Origin of the sequence: Microbacterium lacus (genome assembly GCF_044794305.1) — a bacterium.
GTDB lineage: Bacteria > Actinomycetota > Actinomycetes > Actinomycetales > Microbacteriaceae > Microbacterium > Microbacterium lacus_B.
The window spans coordinates 459,139-483,783 of record NZ_CP084996.1 but is presented as its reverse complement, the minus strand read 5'-3'; the positions used below and the strand labels follow the sequence as shown (position 1 = coordinate 483,783).

General features: G+C 65.7%; 29 protein-coding genes and 2 tRNA genes. 21 read left to right on the top strand and 10 right to left on the bottom strand.

Translation table 11 applies throughout. The annotated features are described in order from the left end of the window. The first annotated feature begins 36 nt into the window (after nt 1-36). Together LG299_RS02395 and LG299_RS02390 are read left to right on the top strand one after the other, a co-directional pair. Complete coding sequence (locus tag LG299_RS02395) at nt 37-1,398, top strand: sensor histidine kinase (protein ID WP_404433170.1); 1,362 nt, start codon at nt 37-39, stop codon at nt 1,396-1,398. 23 nt (nt 1,399-1,421) lie between these two features. Next, a complete protein-coding gene (locus LG299_RS02390; protein ID WP_404433168.1) occupies nt 1,422-2,087 on the top strand; it encodes a response regulator in 666 nt (221 codons plus the stop codon). Nucleotides 2,088-2,150: 63 nt separating this feature from the next. Here the strand turns inward: LG299_RS02390 and LG299_RS02385 are convergent, their stop codons facing one another. Beyond that, complete coding sequence (locus tag LG299_RS02385) at nt 2,151-2,636, bottom strand: Dps family protein (RefSeq protein WP_404433166.1); 486 nt, start codon at nt 2,634-2,636, stop codon at nt 2,151-2,153. Between the two features lie 153 nt (nt 2,637-2,789). On the opposite strand from LG299_RS02385, the gene LG299_RS02380 reads away from it, so the two are divergent. The 11 genes from LG299_RS02380 to LG299_RS02330 all read left to right on the top strand — a co-directional run bounded on the left by LG299_RS02380 (nt 2,790) and on the right by LG299_RS02330 (nt 10,339). Beyond that, entirely contained in the window at nt 2,790-4,895 is a 2,106-nt protein-coding gene (locus tag LG299_RS02380; protein WP_404433164.1) for an acyltransferase family protein, read from the top strand. Nucleotides 4,896-4,904: 9 nt separating this feature from the next. Then, nucleotides 4,905-5,450 carry a gamma carbonic anhydrase family protein gene (locus LG299_RS02375; RefSeq protein ID WP_404433162.1) on the top strand — a complete coding sequence of 182 codons (546 nt, stop codon included), beginning with the start codon at nt 4,905-4,907 and terminating at the stop codon, nt 5,448-5,450. Beyond that, on the top strand, nt 5,443-6,201 hold the full coding sequence (locus LG299_RS02370; protein WP_404433160.1) for an SDR family oxidoreductase: 759 nt from the start codon (nt 5,443-5,445) through the stop codon (nt 6,199-6,201). The genes LG299_RS02375 and LG299_RS02370 overlap by 8 nt, the downstream gene beginning before the upstream one ends. Before the next feature lie 58 nt (nt 6,202-6,259). Continuing rightward, on the top strand, nt 6,260-6,931 hold the full coding sequence (locus LG299_RS02365; RefSeq protein WP_404433158.1) for a Pr6Pr family membrane protein: 672 nt from the start codon (nt 6,260-6,262) through the stop codon (nt 6,929-6,931). Between the two features lie 231 nt (nt 6,932-7,162). Continuing rightward, on the top strand, nt 7,163-7,348 hold the full coding sequence (locus LG299_RS02360; RefSeq protein ID WP_404433156.1) for a hypothetical protein: 186 nt from the start codon (nt 7,163-7,165) through the stop codon (nt 7,346-7,348). Then, a complete protein-coding gene (locus tag LG299_RS02355; protein ID WP_404433154.1) occupies nt 7,345-8,577 on the top strand; it encodes a tyrosine-type recombinase/integrase in 1,233 nt (410 codons plus the stop codon). Before LG299_RS02360 ends, LG299_RS02355 begins: the two co-directional genes overlap by 4 nt. Next, nucleotides 8,574-8,906 (top strand): hypothetical protein, encoded by a 333-nt coding sequence (locus tag LG299_RS02350; RefSeq protein WP_404433152.1) that lies wholly within the window; start codon nt 8,574-8,576, stop codon nt 8,904-8,906. Before LG299_RS02355 ends, LG299_RS02350 begins: the two co-directional genes overlap by 4 nt. A gap of 241 nt (nt 8,907-9,147) precedes the next feature. Continuing rightward, entirely contained in the window at nt 9,148-9,291 is a 144-nt protein-coding gene (locus LG299_RS02345; protein ID WP_404433150.1) for a hypothetical protein, read from the top strand. A gap of 203 nt (nt 9,292-9,494) precedes the next feature. Next, complete coding sequence (locus tag LG299_RS02340) at nt 9,495-9,638, top strand: hypothetical protein (protein ID WP_404433150.1); 144 nt, start codon at nt 9,495-9,497, stop codon at nt 9,636-9,638. 76 nt (nt 9,639-9,714) lie between these two features. After that, complete coding sequence (locus LG299_RS02335) at nt 9,715-10,077, top strand: hypothetical protein (protein WP_404433148.1); 363 nt, start codon at nt 9,715-9,717, stop codon at nt 10,075-10,077. Between the two features lie 64 nt (nt 10,078-10,141). Further along, complete coding sequence (locus LG299_RS02330) at nt 10,142-10,339, top strand: hypothetical protein (protein ID WP_404433146.1); 198 nt, start codon at nt 10,142-10,144, stop codon at nt 10,337-10,339. Between the two features lie 652 nt (nt 10,340-10,991). Here LG299_RS02330 and LG299_RS02325 read toward each other — a convergent pair. The 8 genes from LG299_RS02325 to LG299_RS02290 form a co-directional block, all read right to left on the bottom strand. Next, nucleotides 10,992-11,678, bottom strand: a complete 687-nt coding sequence (locus LG299_RS02325) for a hypothetical protein (protein WP_404433144.1) — start codon at nt 11,676-11,678, stop codon at nt 10,992-10,994. 195 nt (nt 11,679-11,873) lie between these two features. After that, complete coding sequence (locus tag LG299_RS02320) at nt 11,874-12,419, bottom strand: hypothetical protein (protein ID WP_404433142.1); 546 nt, start codon at nt 12,417-12,419, stop codon at nt 11,874-11,876. Next, complete coding sequence (locus LG299_RS02315; RefSeq protein WP_404434768.1) at nt 12,416-13,138, bottom strand: helix-turn-helix domain-containing protein; 723 nt, start codon at nt 13,136-13,138, stop codon at nt 12,416-12,418. Before LG299_RS02315 ends, LG299_RS02320 begins: the two co-directional genes overlap by 4 nt. Before the next feature lie 8 nt (nt 13,139-13,146). Then, a complete protein-coding gene (locus LG299_RS02310; protein ID WP_404433140.1) occupies nt 13,147-13,290 on the bottom strand; it encodes a hypothetical protein in 144 nt (47 codons plus the stop codon). Continuing rightward, nucleotides 13,283-13,585 (bottom strand): hypothetical protein, encoded by a 303-nt coding sequence (locus LG299_RS02305; RefSeq protein ID WP_404433138.1) that lies wholly within the window; start codon nt 13,583-13,585, stop codon nt 13,283-13,285. The genes LG299_RS02310 and LG299_RS02305 overlap by 8 nt, the downstream gene beginning before the upstream one ends. Continuing rightward, nucleotides 13,585-13,809 (bottom strand): helix-turn-helix domain-containing protein, encoded by a 225-nt coding sequence (locus LG299_RS02300; protein WP_404433136.1) that lies wholly within the window; start codon nt 13,807-13,809, stop codon nt 13,585-13,587. Before LG299_RS02300 ends, LG299_RS02305 begins: the two co-directional genes overlap by 1 nt. A gap of 312 nt (nt 13,810-14,121) precedes the next feature. Further along, the gene (locus tag LG299_RS02295) at nt 14,122-15,504 is read right to left on the bottom strand and encodes a tyrosine-type recombinase/integrase (protein ID WP_404433134.1); all 1,383 of its coding nucleotides are present in this window, start codon (nt 15,502-15,504) and stop codon (nt 14,122-14,124) included. Between the two features lie 117 nt (nt 15,505-15,621). Next, nucleotides 15,622-15,695, bottom strand: a tRNA-Gly gene (locus LG299_RS02290). Between the two features lie 152 nt (nt 15,696-15,847). Between LG299_RS02290 and LG299_RS02285 the strand changes: the two genes are divergently transcribed. From LG299_RS02285 to clpX, 5 genes are all read left to right on the top strand, one after another. Then, nucleotides 15,848-15,921, top strand: a tRNA-Pro gene (locus LG299_RS02285). A 90-nt stretch (nt 15,922-16,011) separates the two neighbouring features. Next, nucleotides 16,012-17,457, top strand: a complete 1,446-nt coding sequence (gene tig, locus LG299_RS02280; RefSeq protein WP_404433132.1) for a trigger factor — start codon at nt 16,012-16,014, stop codon at nt 17,455-17,457. A gap of 145 nt (nt 17,458-17,602) precedes the next feature. Further along, a complete protein-coding gene (locus tag LG299_RS02275) occupies nt 17,603-18,187 on the top strand; it encodes an ATP-dependent Clp protease proteolytic subunit (RefSeq protein WP_404433130.1) in 585 nt (194 codons plus the stop codon). A 31-nt stretch (nt 18,188-18,218) separates the two neighbouring features. Beyond that, on the top strand, nt 18,219-18,887 hold the full coding sequence (locus tag LG299_RS02270) for an ATP-dependent Clp protease proteolytic subunit (RefSeq protein WP_404433128.1): 669 nt from the start codon (nt 18,219-18,221) through the stop codon (nt 18,885-18,887). 195 nt (nt 18,888-19,082) lie between these two features. Next, nucleotides 19,083-20,351 (top strand): ATP-dependent Clp protease ATP-binding subunit ClpX, encoded by a 1,269-nt coding sequence (gene clpX, locus LG299_RS02265; protein WP_404433126.1) that lies wholly within the window; start codon nt 19,083-19,085, stop codon nt 20,349-20,351. A 33-nt stretch (nt 20,352-20,384) separates the two neighbouring features. On the opposite strand, the gene LG299_RS02260 is transcribed toward clpX, so the two are convergent. Next, complete coding sequence (locus LG299_RS02260; protein ID WP_404433124.1) at nt 20,385-22,439, bottom strand: M3 family metallopeptidase; 2,055 nt, start codon at nt 22,437-22,439, stop codon at nt 20,385-20,387. 91 nt (nt 22,440-22,530) lie between these two features. On the opposite strand from LG299_RS02260, the gene LG299_RS02255 reads away from it, so the two are divergent. Genes LG299_RS02255 through LG299_RS02245 form a run of 3 tightly spaced genes read left to right on the top strand, consistent with a single transcriptional unit; the run spans nt 22,531 to nt 24,634 of the window. Then, complete coding sequence (locus LG299_RS02255; protein WP_404433122.1) at nt 22,531-23,154, top strand: helix-turn-helix domain-containing protein; 624 nt, start codon at nt 22,531-22,533, stop codon at nt 23,152-23,154. Next, on the top strand, nt 23,151-23,372 hold the full coding sequence (locus LG299_RS02250) for a hypothetical protein (protein ID WP_404433120.1): 222 nt from the start codon (nt 23,151-23,153) through the stop codon (nt 23,370-23,372). Before LG299_RS02255 ends, LG299_RS02250 begins: the two co-directional genes overlap by 4 nt. Then, entirely contained in the window at nt 23,369-24,634 is a 1,266-nt protein-coding gene (locus LG299_RS02245; RefSeq protein ID WP_404433118.1) for an MFS transporter, read from the top strand. Before LG299_RS02250 ends, LG299_RS02245 begins: the two co-directional genes overlap by 4 nt. Nucleotides 24,635-24,645 lie beyond the last annotated feature (11 nt).

Here is a 24,645-nt window from a genome sequence, read left to right as displayed (position 1 = left end):
CGAGGCTGGAAGAACATTCCACCCGAGGAGACTGCGATGACCCTGAACACCAACGCGCAACCGACCGGCTGGGCGGCGTACGCCGACCGCTGGCGTAAGACACCCGGGAGTGCGCTCTACCTGCTTGCGGTGTTCGTCCTCGCCATCACAGCGCTGAGCACGTTGGCATCGCTGTTCTTGACGGGCGTCGGGCTCCTGATTCTCCTTGTCGGCCTGCCGATCATCGTCATGACGCTCTACATCGCGCGCGGCTTCGGCGTCGCCGACCGATTCCTGCTGCGACTCACCGGCCTCGCCGAAATAGGCGAACCCGAGTGGAATCTCGACCGCACCGCGCAGGCCGGGTTCTGGGCACTGCTCACTAGGGCGCTGCGCAATCCGCACTACTGGGTGTATCTCGTGCACGGGATGATCGTGAGCCCGATCATCAGCATCGTCACCTTCACCCTGACGACCGTGTGGCTCAGCGTGAGCCTGGGCGGTCTGACGTACTGGTTCTGGAGCATGTTCCTCCCGCGCGGAGAGCGCCGCGGCGAATGGGGTCAGTACGTGTCGGACGGTGTGCCGTGGCTGTTCGGCGGGTGGCAGAGCCGTCCGGTGGAGATCTTCCTCTACCTGCTCGCCGGCATCATCTTCGCGGTCACCATGCCGTGGGTGCTGACGGGTCTTGCGCGGGTTCACCACGCGATCGCATCGGGGATGCTCGGCCCGTGGCGATCAGACGCTCTCGCTACCGAGGTGCGCGCCGAGGCGGCTGCGCGTGAAGCAGCGGTCCAAGCCGAGAACACCGATCTGCGACGCCTGGAGCGGGATATCCACGACGGCCCTCAGCAGCGCCTCGTGCGGCTGCAGATGGATCTTGCCGCTCTTGAGCGTCGCGCCGAGGCGGGCGACGGGGATGCTGCGGCGGCGCTTGCCCGTGAGGCGCGCGTTCATGCCAAAGCGGCACTCGATGAGCTCCGTGCACTCTCGAGCGGTGTGGCACCACCGCTGTTGCAGGATCGGGGACTTGTTGCAGCGCTCGGAGCGGTGGCCGCCGCGACTCCACTGCACGTGCAGGTCGACATCGACACCGCGATCGACACCTGGGTCGCTCCCGAGATCGCGCGCACGATCTACTTCACCGTCTCCGAGTTGTTCACCAACGTGGTCAAGCACGCGGGGGCGACGGGAGTGACGCTCAAAGCCGCCCTGCGCGCACCCGTCGATGTCACGCCGACGATGCTCGATGTGTGGGTGGTCGACAACGGTCGAGGAGGAGCGCAACTCGCCACTGGCCATGGGCTCGATGGTCTTCGCGACCGGGTGGCCGGACTCCGCGGCGACTTCGTGATCGACAGCCCGATCGGTGGACCGACCAGCATTGGTGTGCACGTTCCACTCGGGACCGTCGCGTGAGCCTGTCGGCCTATCCTGGCGACATGAACGGCGGTATGAATGGCGGCGGTATGCGTATCGTGCTCGTCGAAGATTCGGTGCTGCTCCGCGAGGGACTCATTCGGCTGTTCGGTGAAGCGGGCTACTTCACGGCCGGGGCCTTCGGCGATGCATCTGACATCATCGACCGCGTCCGCGCGGCACGAGCCGATGTCGCGATTCTCGACGTTCGCCTTCCTCCCGACTTCCGCGACGAAGGCATCCGCGCCGCCCTCGCGTTGCGCACCGCCCTCCCCGGAGTGGGAATCCTCGTGCTGTCGCAGTACGTCGAGGGCGTCTATGCCCGAGAACTTCTCGCGTCGGGCGAAGGCGGTGTCGGCTATCTGTTGAAGGATCGGGTGACGTCGCTCGAGGAGTTCACCGACGCAGTGGAGCGCGTGCGGGCTGGCGGGACGGTGCTGGATCCGCTGGTCGTGCGACAGCTCATCGCGTCGCGCCCCGATCCGCTTTCTCAGCTGACGCGCCGCGAACACGATGTGATCGAGCTCATGGCCGAGGGGCGCAGCAACGCCACGATCGCCGAGCGGCTCTTCATCGGTGTCGGGGCTGTGGAGAAGAACGTCACCTCGATCTTCTCCAAACTCGGGCTCGAGGAGTCCGGGTCTGACCACCGGCGCGTGCTCGCTGTGCTCGCGTTCCTTCAACGCTGACAGTCGGCGCAACGACAAGGGGTCGAGACCGTAACGGTCTCGACCCCTCTCGCGATGAGTTCTCTACTCGGCGAGGTGAGCGAAGAGGAACCAGCGGTCCTTCTCGAGGGCAGCCTTGATCGAGATCGCGATGTCCTGGCTGGTCAGGTCGAACTCGTCCAAACCGTCGATTGCAGCCTGTGTATCGGCGATGACGTGATCCATGTCGGCGATGACGGCACGGATCAGGGGCTCCCATTGGGTGAAGCCTGCGGGGACCGCACTCGCCGCGGTCTTTGCCGCCACAGTCGCCACACGAGCGTCCACAGGAAGGCCAAGAGCGACGATCCGCTCAGCGGCAAGATCGGCACCGGCCTGCGCGTTCGTGACGAGGGTGTCGAGCAGTTCGTGGATCGCGATGAAGTTGCTGCCGCGCACGTTCCAGTGCGCCTGCTTGCCGTTCACGGCCAGGGCCTGGAGGCCCAGGACGACGGGTGTGAGAAACTGTGCGCTCGCCGCGGTCACGTCGGGGCCCGCGGTCGTCGCCGGGGTGGTCTGAGTCTTAGACATCTGTCGCCTCCGTTTTCGGTGGATGCCTCTTCCCACGAGGCGCTCCTACGAGACTCAACGCTACTCAGCACAGAGACTTCCGCAAGCAAGCAAAGGCTGGGCTAAGCCGTCTGTCGAATCGGCGCTCGCGCCATCAGCGGCTAACGTCGAGGCGTGCCTTCTGCCGACCAGCGCGACCTGACCGACCAGCGCACTCAGACCTCTGCCGGCGTCGCGTCGCGGTTCCTGCCCCACGTGCAGGGTCTTCGTGCGATCGCCGTGCTCGCCGTCGTGCTCTACCACTTCTGGCCGGGACGGGTTTCCGGCGGCTACGTCGGTGTCGACGTCTTCTTCGTGATTTCAGGGTTTCTCATCACCGCGCATCTCATGCGTGAGTTGACCACCACGGGCACGGTACGCCTGTCGCAGTTCTGGGCCCGGCGCGCGCGACGCCTGCTTCCGGCATCCCTCCTCGTGCTGCTGTTCTGCGCGCTGGTGGCGATGTCGCCGTATCTCACCCCCACCTCCGCTTTGCCGAACGAAGTGCGCGAGATCCTCGCCTCGACGTTCTACGTCGAGAACTGGTACCTGGCGCTCAATTCCGCGGACTATCTGAATCATTCGGGAGACCCGACGACGGTTCAGCACTATTGGTCGCTCTCGCTCGAAGAGCAGTTTTACGTGATGTGGCCGCTGATCATGTTGCTCGCGGCCTGGATCGGGGTGAAGTTCTTCCGCGGCTCGCAGCGCCGCGCCGTGTTGGTCGCCCTCGGAATCGTCAGTGTGGTGTCGTTCGTGTTCTGTGTCGTGTTCACGATTACCGACCCGGCACCGGCGTACTTCGTGACCTTTGGTCGCATGTGGCAGTTTGGCGTGGGCGCCTTGGTTGCCCTGATACCGATGCTTCGTGTTCAGCACGCGATCGGCAGCTTCATCCTCGGGTGGGGCGGCATCCTCACCCTCGCCTTCGTGATCTTCACGTTCGACGGCCAGACCCCGTTCCCGGGCTACATGGCCGCTGTCCCGACACTCGCCGCCGCCGCGGTGATCGCCGCGGCGAACTCAGAGCGCTGGTGGTACCCGACGCGGGTGCTCTCGATCCGGCCTGCGCAGTTCGTCGGAGACATCTCTTACTCGCTGTACCTCTGGCACTGGCCCCTGATCATCATCGCGCCCTCGGTTCCGTTTTGGGGGCTGACGATCTATCACCGCGTCGCGCTGCTCGTGCTGTGCTTCGTGCTGGCGTGGCTGACAAAGAGGTTCGTCGAAGATCCCGCGCGCAGCTGGAAGATGCTCACCTCGCGGCCCGCGCGCGTCACCCTGTGGTCTTCGCTGGCGGGAATGTTGCTGGTTGCCGGTGTCGCGGGCGCCGCCTGGGCGGTGAACGCACAGACGTACAACGACGGCGTGACCGCGATCGCAGACCTGCGCGAAAACCCGCCCGAGTGTTTCGGAGCCGCCTTCATCCTCGACGACGCGTGCTCCGGCACCGAGTTCGGCGACACCGTTCTTCCGGCTCCCGGCTTTGCCGGTGTCGATCGCCCCACCGACTCGCAGTGCTTTGTCCAGCTCAACGACGCACGACCGGTGTCGTGTGAATTCGGATCCGACGCCACGGACGCCCCACGAGTCGCACTCATCGGCGACAGCCACGCGTACCAACTCCTCTCGACGTTCCAACGATTGGCCGACGACCGCGGCTGGCACCTGACGACGTACTTCAAGGGAGCGTGCCCCTGGAACGCCACACCGCTCTCCACACCGGGCGCCTTCGGAGCCGCATGCACCGAATGGCGCGACGGCGTGCGCGCGCAACTCGCCGACCGCGAGCTCGATGCCGTCTTCACCGCGGCCATCGCGACCACTCCGTACTCGTCCGCCGGGTACGACTCCTCCTTCGATGCGGCCGTTGCCGGATATCGCGAGGCTTGGGGCGAGGTGCTCGGCCGGGGCGTCCCCGTCATCACCGTCGTCGACAACCCGGTCTGGGAGACCGACCCCAACAAGTGCCTGCGCACGCGGGATGTCGCGGCCTGCGACGGCACGCGATCGGACCTGCTGGTGGAAGACGATCCGCTGCGGGCCGCAGCATCCGGAATCGACGGCGTCACCCTGCTCGATTTCACCAACGTGTTCTGCGACGAGTCGGTGTGCTGGCCTGTCGTCGGCGGAGCGAACATCTATCGTGACCAAGATCACATCACGGTGACCTTCGCCGACACGCTGGCTCCGTGGTACGCCGCTGCAGTCGAGGACGCTCTGGCCGCGCGCGACGAATAGGGTCGAGGAATGACCATCGCAGACGATGCCACCGTTCTCTCACTGGGTGCGCTTCGCCCTGATCTTGCCTCAACCAGTTTCGTCGCTTCGGGCGCGCGGATCGTAGGCGCTGTGGCGCTGCGCGACGGCGCGAGCGTCTGGTACAACGCCGTGCTCCGCGCGGACAGCGACGCCATCACGCTCGGCGCCGGAAGCAACATCCAAGACAACGTCTCGGTCCACGTCGATGCGGGTCACCCGGTCGTCATCGGCGAGAACGTCTCGGTCGGCCACAACGCGGTCGTTCACGGGTGCACGATCGGCGATGGCTCGCTGATCGGCATGGGCAGCGTCATCCTCTCGGGCGCCGTGATCGGCGCAGGATGTCTGATCGCCGGGGGAGCGGTCGTGCTGGAGGGCACGGTGATCCCCGACGGAACACTGGTCGCGGGCGTGCCGGCGAAGGTGCGCCGCGAGCTCAGCGACGAAGAACGCGCCGGGATCATTCGCAACGCCGAGACATATCGAGCTCACACCCAGCGTCACATCGACGCGGTGCGAGAGTCTCATGTCTGAGCCGAGGCCGGTGGCGCTGGTCACCGGTGTCGGCAGGCCGCAAGGGATCGGCGCGGGGATCGTCCGCGTGCTTGCTCGTGACGGGTGGGATCTCGCCGTCAGCAGGTGGGAGCCCGCCGATGCAGCGATCTTCGGTGCCGACGCTGCCTTGAGGCTCGACACGGTGATCGCCGATGCCCGTGCCGCGGGCGCGCGAGTGGTCGATGTGCCGGTGGATTTGGAACGACCGGATGCTGCGGCATCCCTCTTCTCGCACGTTGCCGCGGAACTGGGCGAGGTGACAGCGCTCGTCCTCTCGCACGCGTGGGACGTCGAATCGGGAATCCTCGATACCACCATCGACGAGTTCGACCGTCACTTCGCTGTGAACACCCGAGCGAGCTGGCTGTTGATCGCCGAATTCGCGCGTCAGGCAGCATCCGGCGGCGCCATCGTCGCCCTCACCAGTGATCACACCACCGGCAACATGCCTTATGGAGCGAGCAAAGGTGCACTCGATCGGATCGTGATCTCGGCGGCCAAAGAGCTCGGACCGAAGAGAATCTCAGCCAACGTGCTCAACCCCGGCCCGATCGACACGGGATGGATGACACCCGACATCCGCACCTCCCTGACCGCCATGCAACCCAGCGGCCGGCTCGGCACTCCCGCCGATATCGCCGAACTCATCGGCTTTCTCGTGTCATCCCGCGGGCGCTGGGTGACCGGTCAACTTCTGACCGCCGACGGCGGATTCTCGATTTCGATCTGATCGCGTGCCCACTGCGGTTCTGCGGCCCGATGATCGCGCCCGCCTCTAGATTGTCCCTATGACCAGTCGCACCGCAGCCATTGTCTTCCGGCTGTTCTTCGCAGCTCTTGCCCTCTTCGCCGTCGGAGCGCAGCTCTTCACACGGCACCTGCCGTCGGGGTATGACCCGGTGAACTTCTTCAGCTACTTCACCAATATCTCGAACATCTTCATCAGCGTGGTGTTCATCATCAGCGCGGTTCGGCTGATCCGCGGCAAGACGCAGGTGTCGGCGATGGATGCGGCGATCCGGGGCGCCGCGGTCGTGTACATCGTCTTCGTCGGACTGGTCTTCAACACTCTGTTGGTCGGAGTCGACCTCGGCGACCTGATGCCGTGGGTGAACATCGTCTGCCACTTTGTGATGCCTATCGTGGGCCTCCTCGACTGGCTCATCTGGCCGCCGCGCCGCCGCATTCCGCTGGCGACGGCGTTCTGGTGGATGAGCTTTCCGGCGCTGTACGTGGCGTACACGCTGATCCGGGGCGCAATACTGACCTGGTACCCGTACCCGTTCTTCAACCCTGCGCAGGTCGGCGGGTACGGGGGAGTGGCGCTGTACTGCGCCGGCATGCTCGTCGGCTTCCTCGTGCTGGCGCTGCTGATCCGTTGGCTCGGCAACGTTCTCGGCGCACGGCGCGACGCGAAGCATGAGGACGCGAAGGATGACGACACAGTTCGGAGGGGCTGACGGGAATCGAACCCGCATCATTAGTTTGGAAGCGAGCCCTGCCCCTCGTAGGGACTGAGCCGTGATCACGCGGTTTCCCGCGTAATTACGGGGCTAAACGTACCATGCGCGTCACCCGTAGGTGACCGTTGTTTACCGCAATTTACCGCTCCGGAGTACACGCGAGTACACGCGAGTACACGCCGACAACCTGTTTGCGTGCGGTGTATGACACCGGATACTGTGCGGTGTATGACACCGAACAAGCCAAGAACGCCACTTAGATCGATCCGCATTCCCGATGAGCTTTGGAGCGCCGCGCAGCAGATCGCAAGCGAGCGCGTCAACGCAGGCGAAAGCGCCGCGACAGTCTCCGATGTCGTGCGGGACGCTCTGCACGCCTACGTGAGCGCGTCGACCGGCACGGAGCACTCGTGAGCGGGTCGACGCTCACACGAGCGCACACAGCGCCGCCTGACACGTCAGGAATGTGGCACGCGGGCGGGAGGCTCGACGACGAGATGCGGCGAAAGTGGCTCGATGCGCTGAACTCGTTCGAGGTCGCTCAGCGCGCCAAGAAGGCGCAGCCCGCGACGGTCGCTCGACGAGTGCGACACGTGCGGAAGTTTGCGAGCGAGGTCGCGTTGTCACCGTGGCACGTGACGGCGGAGGACGTGCAGGGGTGGCTTGAACGGCTCGACGTTGCCGACAGCACGCGGCTATCGATGCGTGACAGTCTGCGGGCGTTCTACAGGTGGGCGCACGTGAGCGGGCGCATGCTCAGCGATCCGACGGAGTGCGTGTCCTATCGTGCGGTGCGTCTGCCGGTGCCGACATCGTGGGAGCAACCTCTGACGGCCTATGAGCGGCATCTGTGGGCCAAGGGCTCAGCGTCGACGACGGTGCGCGCACACATGGAACAGATGCGATCGTTCGCGCGCGAGAACGCCTCGCTCGATCCGTTCGCAGTGAGGATCGATGATCTCTATGAGTGGATGGCGGGTAAGCGCTGGGCGCGCGAGACCCGACGAGCACGCAAGGTCACGCTGAGAGGGTTCTACACGTGGGCGGTCGAGACTGACCGGATCGACGCGAACCCGACAGACAAGCTCCCCAAGATCCGCTCGACAGACCCGATAGCGAGGCCCGCGAGTGACGACGAGTACGAGGCAGCGATGCGCATGGCCGACGATCGCGGGAAGATCGCGCTGCGCTTGTCGGCCGAACTCGGGCTACGCCGTGCCGAGGTTGCCCGCGTGCATTCAGCAGACCTCGAGCGGCACGCCGAACAGGGAACGTGGCTCACTGTGCACGGCAAGGGCGCAAAGATCAGGCGGGTACCAGTGCCTGAATCGCTCGCGCTCACGCTGCGCACTCTGCCGGAGGGCTACGTGTTCCCCGGGCAGATCGTCGAGCGGCAGTCGCACGCGGCGCAGACCGGCCACATATCGCCGCGCTACCTCGGCAAGCTCATTGCGCAGCTGCTACCTGCGGGCGTGACGATGCACGCACTCAGGCATCGATTCGCTACGCGTGCATACAACGTGAATCGGGACGTGTTCACCGTTCAGCGCCTACTAGGCCACGCGTCGGCGGCGACAACTCAGCGGTACGTGCAAGTGTCTGACGACGGTATGCGCGCGCTCGTCGAGGCGGTGAACCCGTGAGTGAACCTGACGAGATCGCCGCGAAGATCAGGCGCCGGATCGACTGCCCGGTCGAGTGGTGCGCCGGTGCGTGGCTCGAGCACGGCGGCGAGGGACAGCCGCCTGAGCAATGGGTGCACAGTGACCTACACGGATTCCGGCTCCCGCACGGTGCGACACTCAGCCGCGACCAAGAGGGCTCAGGCCCGCTCACATGGCTCTTACACGCCGAATGGGACGGCACTTCTCTGCTCGTCAGACACGGCACAGACCTGCACCAGATCGCGGCAGAGCTACGCGCAATGGCCGACGCGATCAACGATGTCGCAGCCCTCACGGATCAGCAGTAGCCGTATATGAAAACCGGATTGCAATGATCGTCGAATCTGCAAAGAATCCGGTCTGAAACTTACAGATCGACCTCGATGGCCAGGAGCGACCTCGACGAGCGACGACCAGGAGCGCGTCGACGAGCACGAGCGCCGCTCGAGGCGCAGCACGAGCGACCTCGACGAGCGACGACCACAACGAGCGACGAGCAGGAGCGATGAGCGACGAGCGGAGGCGCAGGAGCGCAGGAGCGCAGGAGCGATGAGCGACGACCAGGAGCGCGTCGAGGCGCAGAGCGCAGGAGCGACGGCACGAGCGCGTCGACGAGCACGAGCGCCGCTCGAGGCGCAGCACGAGCGACCTCGACGAGCGACGACCACAACGAGCGACGAGCAGGAGCGATGAGCGACGAGCGGAGGCGCAGGAGCGCAGGAGCGCAGGAGCGATGAGCGACGACCAGGAGCGCGTCGAGGCGCAGAGCGCAGGAGCGACGGCACGAGCGCGTCGACGAGCACGAGCGCCGCTCGAGGCGCAGCACGAGCGACCTCGACGCGCGACCTCGACGAGCGACCTCGACGAGCGACCTCGACGAGCGACGAGCAGGAGCGATGAGCGACGACCAGGAGCGCGTCGAGGCGCAGAGCGCAGGAGCGACGGCACGAGCGCGTCGACGAGCACGAGCGCCGCTCGAGGCGCAGCACGAGCGACCTCGACGAGCGACGACCACAACGAGCGACGAGCAGGAGCGATGAGCGACGAGCGGAGGCGCAGGAGCGCAGGAGCGCAGGAGCGCAGGAGCGCAGGCGGAGGCGCAGGAGCGCAGGAGCGATGAGCGACGACCAGGAGCGCGTCGAGGCGCAGAGCGCAGGAGCGACGGCACGAGCGCGTCGACGAGCACGAGCGCCGCTCGAGGCGCAGCACGAGCGACCTCGACGCGCGACCTCGACGCGCGACCTCGACGAGCGACGAGCAGGAGCGATGAGCGACGACCAGGAGCGCGTCGAGGCGCAGAGCGCAGGAGGCGACGGCACGAGCGCGTCGACGAGCACGAGCGCCGCTCGAGGCGCAGCACGAGCGACCTCGACGCGCGACGACCAGGAAGCGATGAGCGACGACCAGGAGCGCCTCGAGACGCAGCACGAGCGACCTCGACGAGCGACGACCACAACGAGCGACGAGCAGGAGCGATGAGCGACGAGCGGAGGCGCAGGAGCGCAGGAGCGCAGGAGCGCAGGAGCGCAGGAGCGCAGGAGCGATGAGCGACGACCAGGAGCGCGTCGAGGCGCAGAGCGCAGGAGCGACGGCACGAGCGCGTCGACGAGCACGAGCGCCGCTCGAGGCGCAGCACGAGCGACCTCGACGCGCGACCTCGACGCGCGACCTCGACGAGCGACGAGCAGGAGCGATGAGCGACGAGCGGAGGCGCAGGAGCGCAGGAGCGCAGGAGCGATGAGCGACGAGCGGAGGCGCAGGAGCGCAGGAGCGCAGGAGCGATGAGCGACGAGCGGAGGCGCAGGAGCGCAGGAGCGCAGGAGCGATGAGCGACGAGCGGAGGCGCAGGAGCGCAGGAGCGCAGGAGCGATGAGCGACGAGCGGAGGCGCAGGAGCGCAGGAGCGCAGGAGCGATGAGCGACGAGCGGAGGCGCAGGAGCGCAGGAGCGCAGGAGCGATGAGCGACGAGCGGAGGCGCAGGAGCGCAGGAGCGCAGGAGCGATGAGCGACGAGCGGAGGCGCAGGAGCGCAGGAGCGCAGGAGCGATGAGCGACGAGCGGAGGCGCAGGAGCGCAGGAGCGCAGGAGCGATGAGCGACGAGCGGAGGCGCAGGAGCGCAGGAGCGCAGGAGCGCAGGAGCGCAGGAGCGACGAGCGGAGGCGCAGGAGCGACCTCGAGGCGCAAGATGCTAGCGGGGTCGGGACGTGCTCGTCCACGTCAGCGCAACGAGCGCCGACGGTCTGTTGCTGAGCAACATCGCAGAATCGAACTCTAGGTGGATCGGTAGGTCGGATGTTGGTTCCATGACAGCGGATCCTTGGTGTTTGAGAATGATCGATGGATTGGGGGACGCGGGCAGGAAGAGGCTGCCCGCGTCCCCGGTCAGGTGAGGGCTACAGAATCCCGAGATCCTTGAGCCGGAGGAACACGACATCTTCGCGAGTGAGGCCCTGCGCGGCATCGATCACGTCTGCCCGACGTGCGGCGGCGATCTGTCGCTGTGCCTCGGTGAAGCAGTGGAAGCAGGAGCGCAAGAGGTTCTGCCGTAGTGCGCCGCTCTCGATGTCGTGCAGATCGCGCACGCTCACACCGCCGTGCTTTGCAGGGTCACTCTCGGCGCAAGTCGGGCACGTCCGCCGCTCAAGTGACGCTGCTCGATCAGCGGCGCGTGCGGCGGCGCGGTGCTGTGTCGCCGACGCGTGCTCGAGGCGCAGCTGGTGCGTAGCCAGGTTGACGAGATCGGCGTATTCGGCGCGCTTGACCTCAGCAGCCGATGCTGACACGAGCGCGGTGTACTCCTCGCCTGCGGGCATGTTCTGCACCTCGGCGTATTCTTCTTCGCCGAACCAACCGTTCTTCTTGCGGGTGACCGTGAAGCGCGAAGCGACGGCCTCGCGGGCACGAAGTCCGACGATCTCGTCGACGCGCTCTGACACGGCCAGCAGTCCGGGGGCGGGCGCGTCGTCGTAGGCGGCGCGAACGTCGGCCGGCACGAAGTAGTGCGACTCGTCGTCGTCGTAGCCAGCGGGCAGATCGGTGGTCGTCGGCGTTGCGTCGGCGTTGCGGGTGAAGATGCTCATTTGGTGTTCCTTCGGTTTGTGCTGCAAGGAATGCAGCGGTGTTCCGAGCGAATCCAGGCGGATTGCTCGTGAGAGATTTCGTGTCATTGGTGCAGGTCGATCTTGTTGAGAATGGTTCTCACTAAGAGAGAGAACTTTCAGAGCGGAGCGTGGAGTTGAACCGCCTTCCGCCAAAAAAAACGTGGTGACGAATGTTCATTCGCTCCCGCCGTTCTGCCGCCGCCGTTGCTCGTCGAGCGCTCGTCGTTTGCGTTCGCGGTAAGCCCGATCCCACTCCCGCTTCTTGGCTCGAGTCGGGTCGTGTCGATACCCCGTACCCCACACGCGCCCGTCGCGCTCGGCGTGGCAGGTCAGGCACATGGGGTCGTAGTCGGCAGGATCCGGTGACCACACACGCGGCCGGCCTTCTCGGTTCGTGCCCTTGATCTCTCGCGCTTGCGTGGCGCGGTAGGCCCACTGTCGCGCAGGCGTGCCACACCGAATGCAGTACCAGCTCGAGGCAGGCCCACGGCGCGCACGTACGCGACTGTGCGCCGCGCCGTAGCTCGAGGGATCAGTGCCCGCACGTGGAGTGGTCGACGGCTTACGCGGGACACGCTGCGCTGTGGGCACGCGCCGACTCATGAGGTAGCCGACATCGGTGGCGCGCTGCTCGTTGTACCAGCGCCGGTTGTAGCAACGCTGGCACTCGCCGGACTTCTTGACGTACACCGCCCGCCCGCACGCGCACTGCTCGCTCATGCGACAGCCTCGTCGTAGAGGTGCTGCTGGATCTCGAATGGTGATTGCGAGATCGCGGCGAGCACGTACCGCTGAGGTGAGCGCGGCTTGTGCGTGGCCTTCTCGAGTATCCAGCGCCCGACGCCGAGAGCACGGTCACCGGTGACGTCCTCGCCGGTAGCCGACTTGATCTGCCGAACGATCGCCGGTACGTCAGTGAGCCCGCTCATCGCCGCAAACGACCTGAGAAATGGACTGGATAGATCGTCGTCCGTCGCTTCGCGCGCGTCTACTTCTGGACTTGACTTGACGACGTTTCCATAGGTCTCTGAATGATCTCCTGAATGATCAGACTGACTGATACTCGTCCCCGCTGTGAGCGGGTTAGGTTGCCGCTGTGAGCGGGTTAGGTTGCCGCTGTGAGCGGTATAGGTGGCATCCTCCCCTGACTCGCTAGTAGCGGGGTAGGTGTCCACGTTCACAGTGATCAGGTCACTAGTGCGATACCCGCTCGAGCCGTGGCGCTTCACCCTCGAGATCGCCCCGGCCTTCTCGAGGGACGAGAGCGCGCGGAGCACAGTGTCAGCCGATGCGGAGATCATTGCGGCGATCGTGCGCTGCCCGACGAATGTCTCGTGCGTCGAGTCGTCTGTGCGCAGGCATACGGCGGCGAGTACGACCTTCTCTCGCATGGCGAGTGTCGTGAGCCCGTAGGCCCACGTGGCGTCTTGGAATCCCATGCTCACGATCACTCACCCTCGGTCGACGGCTGGGCGCGGAACTGCCCGCGCTCGATGCGCGTGATGAGGCCCGCGTAGATCGCCTGGGCCAGGAGCGGGCCGACGCGCTCGATACGGTCGCGGAGAAACGCGAGCAGCTTGGCCTCATCCACGGTCGTGCCGGCCGCGCTCGAGCAGGGCGGGTATCAGGCCGAGGCGTGCGAGGGTGTGCACGCCTTGGCTGATCTCGCGGCGGGTCGCGTCGAGCAGGATGCCCTGCCCGCGCCAGTAGTCGCGTTGTGCGGCGCGGAACTCGCGCGAGCCGGGGTCAGTGATGACGTGCGCCGGGAGGACGTGCAGCAGCTGGAAGGTGTACTGAACGTGCAGTGGGGCGTTCTGGCCGTGGAGCGCGTGCCTCAGTGTCTCTGCGCGGGTTACCGGGTCGGCAGGCTGCAGGAGCGCGGGCATTATGCTGCGCCTCGAGCGGGGCGCGTGTTCTGCTCGATGAGCGCAGCGAGGTCGTCGGGTCTGATCCTGACGAGGCGACCGAGCTTCACTGTCGGTATTCGTCGCTCAGCGATCAGGCGGCGAATGTAGCGCTCCGTCAGGCCGGTGTGAGCGGCGGCGGCTGGCACGTCCCACAAGAGGACGTCGCCGAACACAGTGGGTAAGGATGCGGAAGAGGTTGCCATGGGGCGCTCCAGCGGATGTGTGAGAGCTCTGCTCTCGCCTCATTCCGTGGAGGTCTCACATGCGCCGGTCTACCCGACTTGCCTTCTCAGCGAGTCGCCTCGCCTTCAGCTCCGCCAGCGCACTCCTCTCCCAGGAGCAACGGTCTTCCGCCGGCCTCGTAGTCCGGTCCGTGTGGCCAATCCCTTGGGAGGACGGCCGCGCTGTGTTGAAACTGAATGTACCAGTGCTCCCCGGTAGGTCAAGAGGACTCGCGGGCACCCGTGGATAACTCAGCGTGCATAGGCCTGCACCCTGGCAGGCTGCGGCAAGCGTCACACGGCTCGGAGCCGCGGGCGCGGCGACACTGCCTGATCTGCGAACATCGCGTCGAGGCGGTCGGCGAGCACCCTGTCTGAGTCGTCGGCGGCGTGCGCGTAGATGAGCGCGGCACGCATCGTGGTGTGCCCGAGGCGGGCCTGTACCTCGGGGACGCTCGCGCCGGTCTTGTAGGCCAGTGTCGCGCCGGTGTGGCGCAGGTCGTGCCAGGTGAGGTCAGGGCGATCGATCACCTTGCGCGCTCTGCGCATGAGAGCGCTCGTGCGGGCCGTGGTGATCGGGGCGCCGTCTGGCATGCGGAACAGCAGCGCGTCGGGGTCGGCGGGCACGTGCGCCTCGAGGTGGGCGGCGAGGATGGCGACGACGAAAGCCGGCAGGTGCACAGTGCGGCGGCTCTTACGGGTCTTGGTAGGCCCGTACTGGATCGGCTGACCGGGGACAGCGATCAGGGCGCGCTCGACGCGCAACGTCTGCGCCTCGAGGTCGACATTGCGGCGTGCGAGGGCGAACAACTCGCCATAGCGCAGGGATGACCACGCGGCGAGGGTGACGGCGGCGGCAAAGTCGGCGGGCATGAGCGCGGCCAGCTGCGCGACCTCGGCGGGCGAGGCCGGTCGACGTTCGCGCGGACGCTGCACTCCTGCCCCGGCGAGTTGGCACGGATTGGTCACGAGCAGACCGTCCTGTACAGCGGTGTTGAGAATCGCGCGCAGCACGCTGTACGCGTGCGCCGCCGACGAGCGGCCAACAGCATGGGAAGGATCGATCGGGAGCGCCTCGAGCGCGACAACGGGACGTCCAGCGCGCTCCCACGCCTCGAGCAGGGCGGGAGAGAGCCTGCCGGTAGGTGCGGCCTCGATGCCCTCCTGTCGCGCCCACGCTCGAGCGGGGTGTACGCGGCGGGCGAGATCACTCGCGCGCACGCGCTCAGCGTTGGTACGGGATGCCTCGAACATCGCCGCATACCACGCACGTACGACAGCGGGGGACAAGTCGGCGACGTGCATCGCTCCCAGCTCGACGCGCGGGCTGATCTGCGGGAGGATCCAGCGGGCGAGCAGAGTCCGGTAGTTCGAGGCGGTGCGCGGGGCGAGGTCGGGGCGTGAGTCCAGCCACGTGCGGGCGTAGTCGGCGAGGGTGACCCTGCCGGTCTGCGGGTCGCGCCAGGTGCCCCGCGAGCGGTCGGCGTGCTCACCGGCAAGCCACGCTTGCGCGGCGGCTTTGGACTCGAATGTGCGGGGTGCGGTGATGCGTCGGCCGTCGTAGCGGTAGAACGCGCGCCAGTGCCCTGACGGGAGCTGCTGAGTGGTGCCCCACGAGCCGGGAGGGCGGCGTGTCGGTGCGGTGCGGCGGGAGGGTGCGGAGGGTGTGGCAGCCATTGATCTGGCCTCTCGATTTGTCACGTGAGTACACGTGAGTACACGAGAGGGGCTGAACTCGCTCTCTTACCTTCCCTCACTGTGCCCGATACTCCGCAGAATTCCGGGCTTTTGAGGTGGAGGGGCTGACGGGAATCGAACCCGCATCATTAGTTTGGAAGACTAAGGCTTTACCACTAAGCTACAGCCCCGAAAATCAGGTTGTTCAGTTGAGGTGCGTGCCCGCAGCATTCAACCGCGCACTCATCGATTCTATGGCATATCCGGCCCGTGCCTGTGCCAGCCGGGCCGTCGGTTAGACTTCTCAGGGCCGTTTCGCGTCCGCGTACGCGCGCGACCTGCCCGGGGCGTAGCTCAGCTTGGTAGAGCGCCCGCTTTGGGAGCGGGAGGCCGCAGGTTCGAATCCTGTCGCCCCGACGGAACGAAACCCACCCCTCTCGGGGATCCGAGACCCAGACCTTCACATGCCGCGCACGCGCGCGGTCCGAACGAGGAGAACGAACAGGCATGGTCACCAGCACCGTAGAAAAGCTCGACCCGACCCGGGTGAAGCTCACCATCACGGTTACCCCCGAAGAACTGAAGCCCAGCATCGCGCACGCCTACGAGCACATCGCTCAGGACGTTCAGATCCCCGGATTCCGCAAGGGCAAGGTTCCCGCCCCGATCATCGACCAGCGCGTCGGCCGTCTCGCCGTGCTCGAGCACGCGGTCAGCGAAGGCCTGGACACCTACTACCGCGAGGCGGCAGAAGCCAACGAACTCCGCGTCGTGGGTCGTCCCAGCGCCGAAGTCGTCGAATGGCCCGCCGAGAAGGACTTCTCCGGTGACCTGATCGTGACCGTCGAGGTGGACGTCCGCCCCGAGTTCGACCTTCCCGCGTTCGAAGACCTCACCATCGAGGTCCCCGCCGCTGCTGTCGATGACGCAGCGATCGACGAAGAGCTCGACCGCATGCGCACCCGCTTCGGCACGCTGATCACGGTCGAGCGTCCGGCGACGACCGGCGATTTCGTCGAGCTCGACCTGGTTGCCACGATCGACGGTGCCGAGATCGACCGCGCCGAGGGCGTGTCGTACGAGCTCGGTTCGGGAGAGCTCCTCGAGGGCATCGATGAGGCCATCGAGTCGCTGACCGCCGGTGAAGACACCACCTTCCGCTCGAAGCTCGTCGGCGGAGACCACGCCGGCGAAGAGGCAGAGGTCGCAGTCGTCGTCACCGCCGTCAAGGAGCGCGAGCTTCCTGAGGCTGACGATGACTTCGCGCAGATCGCTTCCGAGTTCGACACCATCGCCGAGCTCCGCGAGAGCCTCGTCGAGCGCGTCGCGCAGCAGTCGGTCTTCGCCCAGAGCTCACAGGCGCGTGACGCGCTGATCGAGAAGCTCCTCGCCGAGGTCGAGATCCCCGTCCCCGCCAAGCTCATCGAAGACGAAGTGCACACGCACCTCGACGGCGAAGGACGCCTCGAAGACGACGTGCACCGCGCCGAGGTCACCGAGGCCAGCGAGAAGCAGTTCAGGACGCAGATGCTGCTCGACAAGGTCGCCGAGACCGTCAACGTCCAGGTGTCGCAGGATGAGCTCACGCAGTACCTCATTCAGTCTGCCGCGCAGTACGGGATGGCTCCGCAGGAGTTCGTCAATGCGTTGCAGGAGGGCAACCAGCTGCCCGCCATGGTCGGCGAGGTGTCACGCAACAAGGCGCTCGCGGTCGTGCTCGGCAAGGTCACTGTCGTCGACTCGAACGGCAAGGCCGTTGACCTGAGCGGCTTCATCGCCGATGCCGACGACGCCGAGGCGGATGAAGAAGTGGTCGAGGAGGCGCAGGAGATCGCGGATGCCGCGGCCGACGCCGACGCGATCGTCGAAGCCGAAGAGGCCGAGGCGAAGCCCGCCAAGAAGGCTCCCGCGAAGAGGGCTCCTGCGAAGAAGCCCGCCGCAGACAAGAAGTAGTCGCTCACATCGAGCGACAGAGGGGGTGGATGCCGCGGCATCCACCCCCTCTGTGCTCCCTGCGCTCTGCCCAGGGCGAACACGGCCAGCGCGCCCGCGCCACGCCGGTAGATTCGATCTCACGACCACGGAACTAGGAGTACTAATGGCCGAACCACTTGTCGCGACCAGCGTCTTCGACAGGCTGTTGAAGGACCGCATCATCTGGCTGGGGTCGGAGGTGCGAGACGACAACGCGAACGAGATCTGCGCCAAGATCCTGTTGCTCGCGGCGGAAGACCCGGAGAAGGACATCTTCCTCTACGTCAACTCGCCCGGTGGCTCGATCACCGCGGGCATGGCGATCTACGACACGATGCAGTTCGTCCCCAACGACATCGTGACGGTCGGAATCGGCATGGCCGCGTCGATGGGGCAAGTGCTGCTCACCAGCGGCACCAAGGGCAAGCGCTACATCACCCCGAACGCCCGGGTATTGCTGCACCAGCCGCACGGTGGGTTCGGGGGTACCTCGAGTGACATCCAGACGCAGGCGCAGTTGATCGTGTCGATGAAGAACCGCTTGGCCGAGATCACGGCCGGCCAGACCGGCAAGTCGGTCGAGCAGATCAACGAAGACGGTGACCGCGACCGCTGGTTCACCGCCGAAGAGGCGCTGGAATACGGCTTCGTCGATCACATCCGCGCACACCTCAGCGACGTCGTCGGCGGCGGCGGAACCGCAGTCTGACCGACCGAAGGCGAAAGAGAGAACAATCGCAATGCACACCCCTACCTTCGGTAACGCACCCCAGGCGCTTCAGGCACCCGGGAGCCGCTACGTCCTTCCGCAGTTCGAAGAGCGCACCGCGTATGGCTACAAGCGTCAAGACCCGTACAACAAACTGTTCGAAGATCGCGTGATCTTCCTCGGCGTGCAGGTCGACGACGCATCAGCCGACGATGTGATGGCACAGCTTCTCGTGCTCGAGAGCCAGGACCCCGACCGGGACATCATCATGTACATCAACTCGCCCGGTGGCTCGTTCACCGCGATGACGGCGATCTACGACACGATGCAGTACGTCTCACCCCAGATTCAGACGGTCGTGCTCGGCCAGGCAGCTTCGGCCGCCTCGGTTCTGCTCGCCGCCGGCGCACCGGGCAAGCGTCTGGCGCTGCCCAACGCCCGCATCCTCATGCACCAGCCGGCAATGGGCGAAGCAGGTCACGGCCAGGCGTCTGACATCGAGATTCAGGCGGCCGAGATCTTGCGGATGCGCACCTGGCTCGAAGAGACCATGGCGCGTCACACCGGACAGGACGTCGCGAAGGTCAACAAAGACATCGACCGCGACAAGATCCTCTCGTCGAAGGAAGCCCTCGAGTACGGTCTCATCGACCAGGTGTTGACGACGCGCAAGCGCGGCCAGCAGGCGATCGGCGCCTGAGCGCTCCTGCATTCTGTCGACGAATGCCCCGTTCCGCGCCGCGGGCGGGGCATTCGTCTTGTTTCGGCCGTTTCGCTCGTAGCGGATCGTGAGCGAAGCATCCACAGCCCGCGTCTCAATCCCCGCCCATGTCGGTGTGAGCGGTTAGGCTCTGAGGACAACGGGGGCAGTCCCGACGAGGCGAAGAGGGGCATCATGGCACGCATCGGTGAGAGCGCCGACCTGTTCAAGTGCTCCTTCTGCGGCAAGAGCCAGAAGCAGGTGCAGCAGTTGATCGCCGGTCCCGGCGTCTACATCTGCGACGAATGCGTCGAGTTGTGCAACGAGATCATCGAAGAGCGCATGGCTGAGTCGTCGACGGGCGAAGTGGCCGAGTTCGATCTGCCCAAGCCGCGCGAGATCTTCTCCTTCCTCGAGGAGTACGTCGTCGGGCAAGACGCAGCCAAGCGTGCGCTGTCGGTCGCCGTGTACAACCACTACAAGCGGGTGCGCTCACACGGCACGCTGCAGAGCGCCGAACAGCGGGCAGACGAAGTAGAGATCGCCAAGAGCAACATCCTTCTGCTCGGCCCGACGGGGTGCGGCAAGACGTATCTCGCCCAAACACTGGCAAAGCGGCTCAACGTGCCGTTCGCCGTCGCCGACGCCACCGCGCTGACCGAAGCCGGGTATGTCGGCGAAGACGTCGAGAACATTCTGCTCAAGCTTCTCCAGGCTGCGGACTTCGACGTCAAGCGCGCCGAGACCGGGATCATCTACATCGACGAGGTCGACAAGATCGCCCGCAAGGCTGAGAACCCCTCGATCACGCGAGACGTGTCCGGTGAGGGTGTGCAGCAGGCGCTCCTCAAGATTCTCGAGGGCACCGTGGCATCTGTGCCGCCGCAGGGCGGCCGCAAGCACCCCCACCAAGAATTCATCCAGATCGACACGACCAACGTCCTGTTCATCGTTGCTGGCGCCTTCGCCGGCCTCGAAGAGATCATCTCTTCGCGTGTCGGCAAGCACGGCATCGGTTTCGGTGCCCCGCTTCACAACAAGGGCGACGACCTGAGTCTGTTCAGCGAAGTTCGCCCCGAAGATCTGCACAAGTTCGGCCTGATTCCCGAGTTCATCGGTCGCCTCCCGGTCGTCGCGTCGGTGACCCCGCTTGACCGCACGGCCCTCATCGAAATCCTGACCGGGCCGAAGAACGCACTCGTCAAGCAATACGAGCGCATGTTCGAGCTCGACGGTGTCTCACTGGAGTTCGACGAAGACGCGCTCGACGCAATCGCCGAGCTTGCCGTGGAGCGCAAGACGGGTGCGCGCGGACTGCGGGCGATCCTCGAAGACGTTCTGGGCCCGATCATGTTCGAGATCCCCTCGACCGAAGATGTCGATAAGGTCGTCGTGACCGGTGCCGCCGTGCGCGAGGGCGCGATGCCGACGATGGTCCTGCGCCAGAAGCGCAAGAGCGCCTGACGACTTGCGTCATCAGGCGCCCTCTCGCTGAGGTCAGGCAGCGAGCCCGCGGCGCTTCAGCAACGGCTCGATCTCGGCATCCCTCCCACGGAAGTCGCGGAAGGCCTCCAGCGGATCCTTCGAGCCGCCTACGCCGAGTAGGCGTTGGCGGAACCGATCGCCGTTCTCTCGCGTCAGACCGCCGTTCGCGCGGAACCACTCGACCGTGTCAGCGTCGAGCACTTCACTCCAGATGTACGAGTAGTACCCTGCGCTGTAGCCCCCCGAGAACACGTGCGCGAAGTACGTCGACGAGTAGCGGGTGGGCACAGCAGGGTTGTCGAGTCCGATGTCAGTGAGGGCGGATGCCTCGAACGCGGCGACATCCAGGTCGTCGGCGGCCTGCTCCTGCGTGAGCGAGTGCCAGGCTTGGTCGATCCAGGAGGCGGCGAGATACTCACTGGTACCGAAGCCCTGGTTGAAGGTTTCGGTCGATGTGAGCGTCTCCACCACGTCGGCCGGAAGCGGCTCACCCGTTTCGAAGTGCGTGGCGTACCCCGCGAGAATCTCGGGCCAGTAGATCCACATCTCGTTGACCTGGCTCGGGAACTCGACGAAGTCGCGGAAGACGTTGGTCCCCGCGAAGTGCGGGTACGTCACCGTGGCGAAGAGGCCGTGAAGCGCGTGACCGAACTCATGGAAGAGTGTCGTGACCTCGTCCAGCGTCAACAGCGTGGGTTCACCCGCCGCGGGCTTGGAGACATTGAGATTGTTGACCACGATCGGGTCGGTTCCGCGCAAGCGCGACTGCAGGACGATCGAGTTCATCCATGCTCCGCCGCGCTTGGTGTCGCGCGTATACAGATCAAGGATGAAGAGTCCAAGCGCCGAGCCGTCAGGGTTGTGTATCTCGAATACGCGCGCGTCGGGGTGGTACGCGGACAAGTCACCGCGTTCGGTGAAGGTCACGCCGTACAGCTCCGTCGCCGCGCGGAACACACCCTGCTGCAGCACGCGCTCCGCCTCGAACCACGGCCGCAGAGCAGCGGTGTCGAGATCGAACTCAGCCTGACGAACCTTCTCGGTGTAGAAGGCCCAGTCGTGGGCCTCGAGCGCAAAGGGCGCCTCTTCGGCATCGATGATCTCCTGGAGAGCGGCCTGCTCACGTCGAGCGTTCTCGGCCGCCGGCACGGCAAGTCGCCGCAGGAGTTCGTGCACGGCCGCGGGGGAGCCCGCGGTCTCGTCGGAGGTGATGTACGCAGCGTGGCTGTCGTACCCGAGAAGGGCCGCGCGCTCGGCGCGGAGGCGAACGATCTCGAGCAGGACGGCGCTGTTGTCATTGCTGTTGCCGCGGCTGCCGCGAGAGCGCGAGGCATCCATAATGCGTCGCCTGCTCTCACGATTGGTGAGAGATGCGAGGTAGGGGTGCCCCGTGAACAGCGGCAGAGTCACCACCCATGTGCCCCCCAGACCACGATCTGCGGCGGCTTGTGCCGTGGCAGAGAGCTGACCGTCCGCGAGTCCGTCGAGCTCTTCTGCCGAGTCGAAAGTCACAGCGAGATCGTTGGTGTCGGCGAGAAGGTTCTTCTCGAACGTGGTGGTCAGGCTCGATAGCCGCTGATTGATCTCGGTGAGACGCGCCTTCGCTTCATCGTCGACGCCCGCACCGGCGTGCGACATCTCGCGGTAGTGCCGCTCTACGAGATACCGCTGTTCGGGTGTCAGGTTTTCGAGCGAGTCGAGCTGCTCGTGGAGTGTCTTGATCCGCCAGTACAGGTGGGCGTCGAGCTGGATGGAGTCCTGATGAGCAGACATCAGCGGTGCGAGTGTTTCTTCGATCTCCTGGATAGCATCGGTCGCATCCGCTGATGACACCGTATAGAACGTGCGCGCAACGTCGCCGAGGAGCCGTCCACTCTCTTCGAGGGGCACCATCGTGTTGTCGAACGTCGGCATCGATCGCACCCGTGTGATTCTCGAGATCTCTGCGGAGTGCTCGGCAAACGCTGCCTCAAAAGCGGGCAGGTAGTGCTCGGGACGGATCGCCGCGTAGTCGGGGAGTCCGTAGGGAAGGGAAGGGGGGGACAGGAGGGGGTTCTCAGACGCCATGCGACCAGCCTACGCGGCCTCGCGGAACATCCCAAGAAACATTTGCAAAGCAATACTTGCAAAGGATTCTTTGCATTGCTATCTTGTTCTCATGGACGAAGAACTGGATGACGTAGCCCGGGTCGAAGAGCGGCACCGCGATGACCGCGTCCTCGACGCCGGCGCTCTTCGCGCGTTGGCACATCCTCTCCGCGTCCGGATGTACGACATCCTCAGCCAGTACGGTCCGCAGACAGCGAGTTCTCTCGCAGAGCGTCTCGGTGAGTCCAGCGGGTCCACCAGCTACCACCTGCGGGCACTCGCCAAACACGACCTCATCCGCGAACAGGCTGATCGCGGAACGGCGCGAGAGCGCTGGTGGGAGCGACCCGTCGGTGGCGTGTCGTTCGGCAACCCCGACGCGATGGCCACACCCGCCGGCCGAGCCGCCTCCCAACTCGTGATGAACGAGTTCCTGCGCGGCCGCAACGATCAGTTGCTCGACTTCGTCGGTCGAGGCATGGCCGGAATCGATCCGGAGTGGCAGCACGGGACGCTCATCTCGACCGCCACCGCCCGCCTCACTCCGGAGCAGAGCAAAGTCCTGTCCCACAAGATCATGGCGTTGATCGACGACGCCGTGGATACCTACCGCAATCAAACCGGCGAGAACGTCCGCCCAGTCAGCATCCGAGCCGACGTCTTCCCGCTTCCCGAGTTGGGAGAGAAGTCATGACCGCCATCCACCCCACCCACCTGCTGGCGCCCGCCACACGGTTCGAGCGTCTCCTGCTGCACACCGCGGCGACCCTGGACCACGTTGTCGCGGTTCGGCTCGAACGCCGGGCCACGGGCGCGCAGGCCGCGCCGCGCCGCGCCGCCGTCACAGACTCAGCGCTCGACGTGCGAGCGAACGCCACGTTGCTCGCGCCCGTCGCCAATCAACTCCGATGACAGTCAGCACCGACGCGGCGAAACCGTTAGGCACGGCGAAACCGCGGCTCACGCGTGACTTCGGCAAGTTGTGGACGGCCGCCGCCTTCAGCAATCTCGCTGACGGGGTCGGGCGCACAGCCGTGCCACTGATCGCAACGACACTCACCCGCGACCCGCTCGCCATCGCGGCGATCGGCGCGCTGGCCTTCCTTCCTTGGCTCGTGTTCGGTGTTCCCGCGGGAATGATCGTCGACCGGTACGACCGTCGGTGGATCATGGCGATTGCCAATGCGCTGCGGGGCGCCACCGCAGTCGTGCTGGCGGTGCTCACGGTCACCGGAACGTTGAACATCTGGTTGCTGTTCGCGGCCGTGCTGATCTTCGGACTGGGTGAGACGCTGTTCGACAACGCCACCAATGCCGTGGTCCCCGCTCTCGTTGAGCGGCCATCGCTTGATCGCGCGAACGGCTACATGCAAGGGGCGCAGATCACGATCGACAACTTCGTCGCGACTCCGATCGGTGGTGTGCTCTTCGCGGTCTCGTTGGCGCTGCCGCTGTGGGTCGGAGCAGCGGGGTACCTCATTCCGATTGTGCTGGCAATGATGCTGCCCGTCTCTGCGGCACGAGCGCTGCGCGACTCCGCGTCAGATGGGGTGGCCGCATCCGCCCCCGATACATCCGCCCGCACCGCGTTGTCCTACCTATGGAAACACCGCTTCCTGCGCTCGATGGTGCTCTTCACCGCGATCGTAGGCTCGGCATTCGCCTTCGCTCAAGCACCCACAATCCTCTACTTCCTCGACGAGCTCGGGGTACAGCCCATCGCAATCGGACTCGTTACCGCGGGCATCGGGCTGGGGGCTCTGATTGGGTCGCTGATCTCGGCACGGCTGGTGGCCCGGTTCGGGCGGGGGTGGGTTCTCTTCGGGGCCAACATCGTCGCCGGGCTCGCGCTGATCGCGGTCTGGGCTGCTCCCGAAGTCATCACCGGCGTTATCGCCTACGCGCTCATGGCGTGCGCAGTGTCGGTGTGGAACGTCCCGTGGGGGGCGCTTCGGCAGGCGATCGTGCCCGGCCACCTTTTCGGCCGTGTGCTCGGGATGATTCGCACAGTGACGTGGGGGATCTTCCCCTTCGCGACGTTGCTCGGCGGACTCGTTGCCCGGAGCGACCTGCGGTTGCCGTTCGTGATCGCCGGAGTGGCGACCCTGGTCACTGCTCTCGTCGGGTACCGACTACTCCGGGATGCCGACAATCACACCGAGCCCGAGTACTGATACCGCACGCG

Coding starts and splice junctions, on each gene's coding strand:
- LG299_RS02395 (WP_404433170.1), top strand. CDS start 37: ATGACCCTGAACACCAACGCGCAACCGACCGGCTGGGCGGCGTACGCC.
- LG299_RS02390 (WP_404433168.1), top strand. CDS start 1,422: ATGAACGGCGGTATGAATGGCGGCGGTATGCGTATCGTGCTCGTCGAA.
- LG299_RS02385 (WP_404433166.1), bottom strand. CDS start 2,636: ATGTCTAAGACTCAGACCACCCCGGCGACGACCGCGGGCCCCGACGTG.
- LG299_RS02375 (WP_404433162.1), top strand. CDS start 4,905: ATGACCATCGCAGACGATGCCACCGTTCTCTCACTGGGTGCGCTTCGC.
- LG299_RS02370 (WP_404433160.1), top strand. CDS start 5,443: ATGTCTGAGCCGAGGCCGGTGGCGCTGGTCACCGGTGTCGGCAGGCCG.
- LG299_RS02365 (WP_404433158.1), top strand. CDS start 6,260: ATGACCAGTCGCACCGCAGCCATTGTCTTCCGGCTGTTCTTCGCAGCT.
- LG299_RS02360 (WP_404433156.1), top strand. CDS start 7,163: ATGACACCGAACAAGCCAAGAACGCCACTTAGATCGATCCGCATTCCC.
- LG299_RS02345 (WP_404433150.1), top strand. CDS start 9,148: ATGAGCGACGACCAGGAGCGCGTCGAGGCGCAGAGCGCAGGAGCGACG.
- LG299_RS02340 (WP_404433150.1), top strand. CDS start 9,495: ATGAGCGACGACCAGGAGCGCGTCGAGGCGCAGAGCGCAGGAGCGACG.
- LG299_RS02335 (WP_404433148.1), top strand. CDS start 9,715: ATGAGCGACGACCAGGAGCGCGTCGAGGCGCAGAGCGCAGGAGCGACG.
- LG299_RS02330 (WP_404433146.1), top strand. CDS start 10,142: ATGAGCGACGACCAGGAGCGCGTCGAGGCGCAGAGCGCAGGAGCGACG.
- LG299_RS02325 (WP_404433144.1), bottom strand. CDS start 11,678: ATGAGCATCTTCACCCGCAACGCCGACGCAACGCCGACGACCACCGAT.
- LG299_RS02320 (WP_404433142.1), bottom strand. CDS start 12,419: ATGAGCGAGCAGTGCGCGTGCGGGCGGGCGGTGTACGTCAAGAAGTCC.
- LG299_RS02315 (WP_404434768.1), bottom strand. CDS start 13,138: ATGGGATTCCAAGACGCCACGTGGGCCTACGGGCTCACGACACTCGCC.
- LG299_RS02305 (WP_404433138.1), bottom strand. CDS start 13,585: ATGCCCGCGCTCCTGCAGCCTGCCGACCCGGTAACCCGCGCAGAGACA.
- LG299_RS02300 (WP_404433136.1), bottom strand. CDS start 13,809: ATGGCAACCTCTTCCGCATCCTTACCCACTGTGTTCGGCGACGTCCTC.
- LG299_RS02295 (WP_404433134.1), bottom strand. CDS start 15,504: ATGGCTGCCACACCCTCCGCACCCTCCCGCCGCACCGCACCGACACGC.
- tig (WP_404433132.1), top strand. CDS start 16,012: ATGGTCACCAGCACCGTAGAAAAGCTCGACCCGACCCGGGTGAAGCTC.
- LG299_RS02275 (WP_404433130.1), top strand. CDS start 17,603: ATGGCCGAACCACTTGTCGCGACCAGCGTCTTCGACAGGCTGTTGAAG.
- LG299_RS02270 (WP_404433128.1), top strand. CDS start 18,219: ATGCACACCCCTACCTTCGGTAACGCACCCCAGGCGCTTCAGGCACCC.
- clpX (WP_404433126.1), top strand. CDS start 19,083: ATGGCACGCATCGGTGAGAGCGCCGACCTGTTCAAGTGCTCCTTCTGC.
- LG299_RS02260 (WP_404433124.1), bottom strand. CDS start 22,439: ATGGCGTCTGAGAACCCCCTCCTGTCCCCCCCTTCCCTTCCCTACGGA.
- LG299_RS02255 (WP_404433122.1), top strand. CDS start 22,531: ATGGACGAAGAACTGGATGACGTAGCCCGGGTCGAAGAGCGGCACCGC.
- LG299_RS02250 (WP_404433120.1), top strand. CDS start 23,151: ATGACCGCCATCCACCCCACCCACCTGCTGGCGCCCGCCACACGGTTC.
- LG299_RS02245 (WP_404433118.1), top strand. CDS start 23,369: ATGACAGTCAGCACCGACGCGGCGAAACCGTTAGGCACGGCGAAACCG.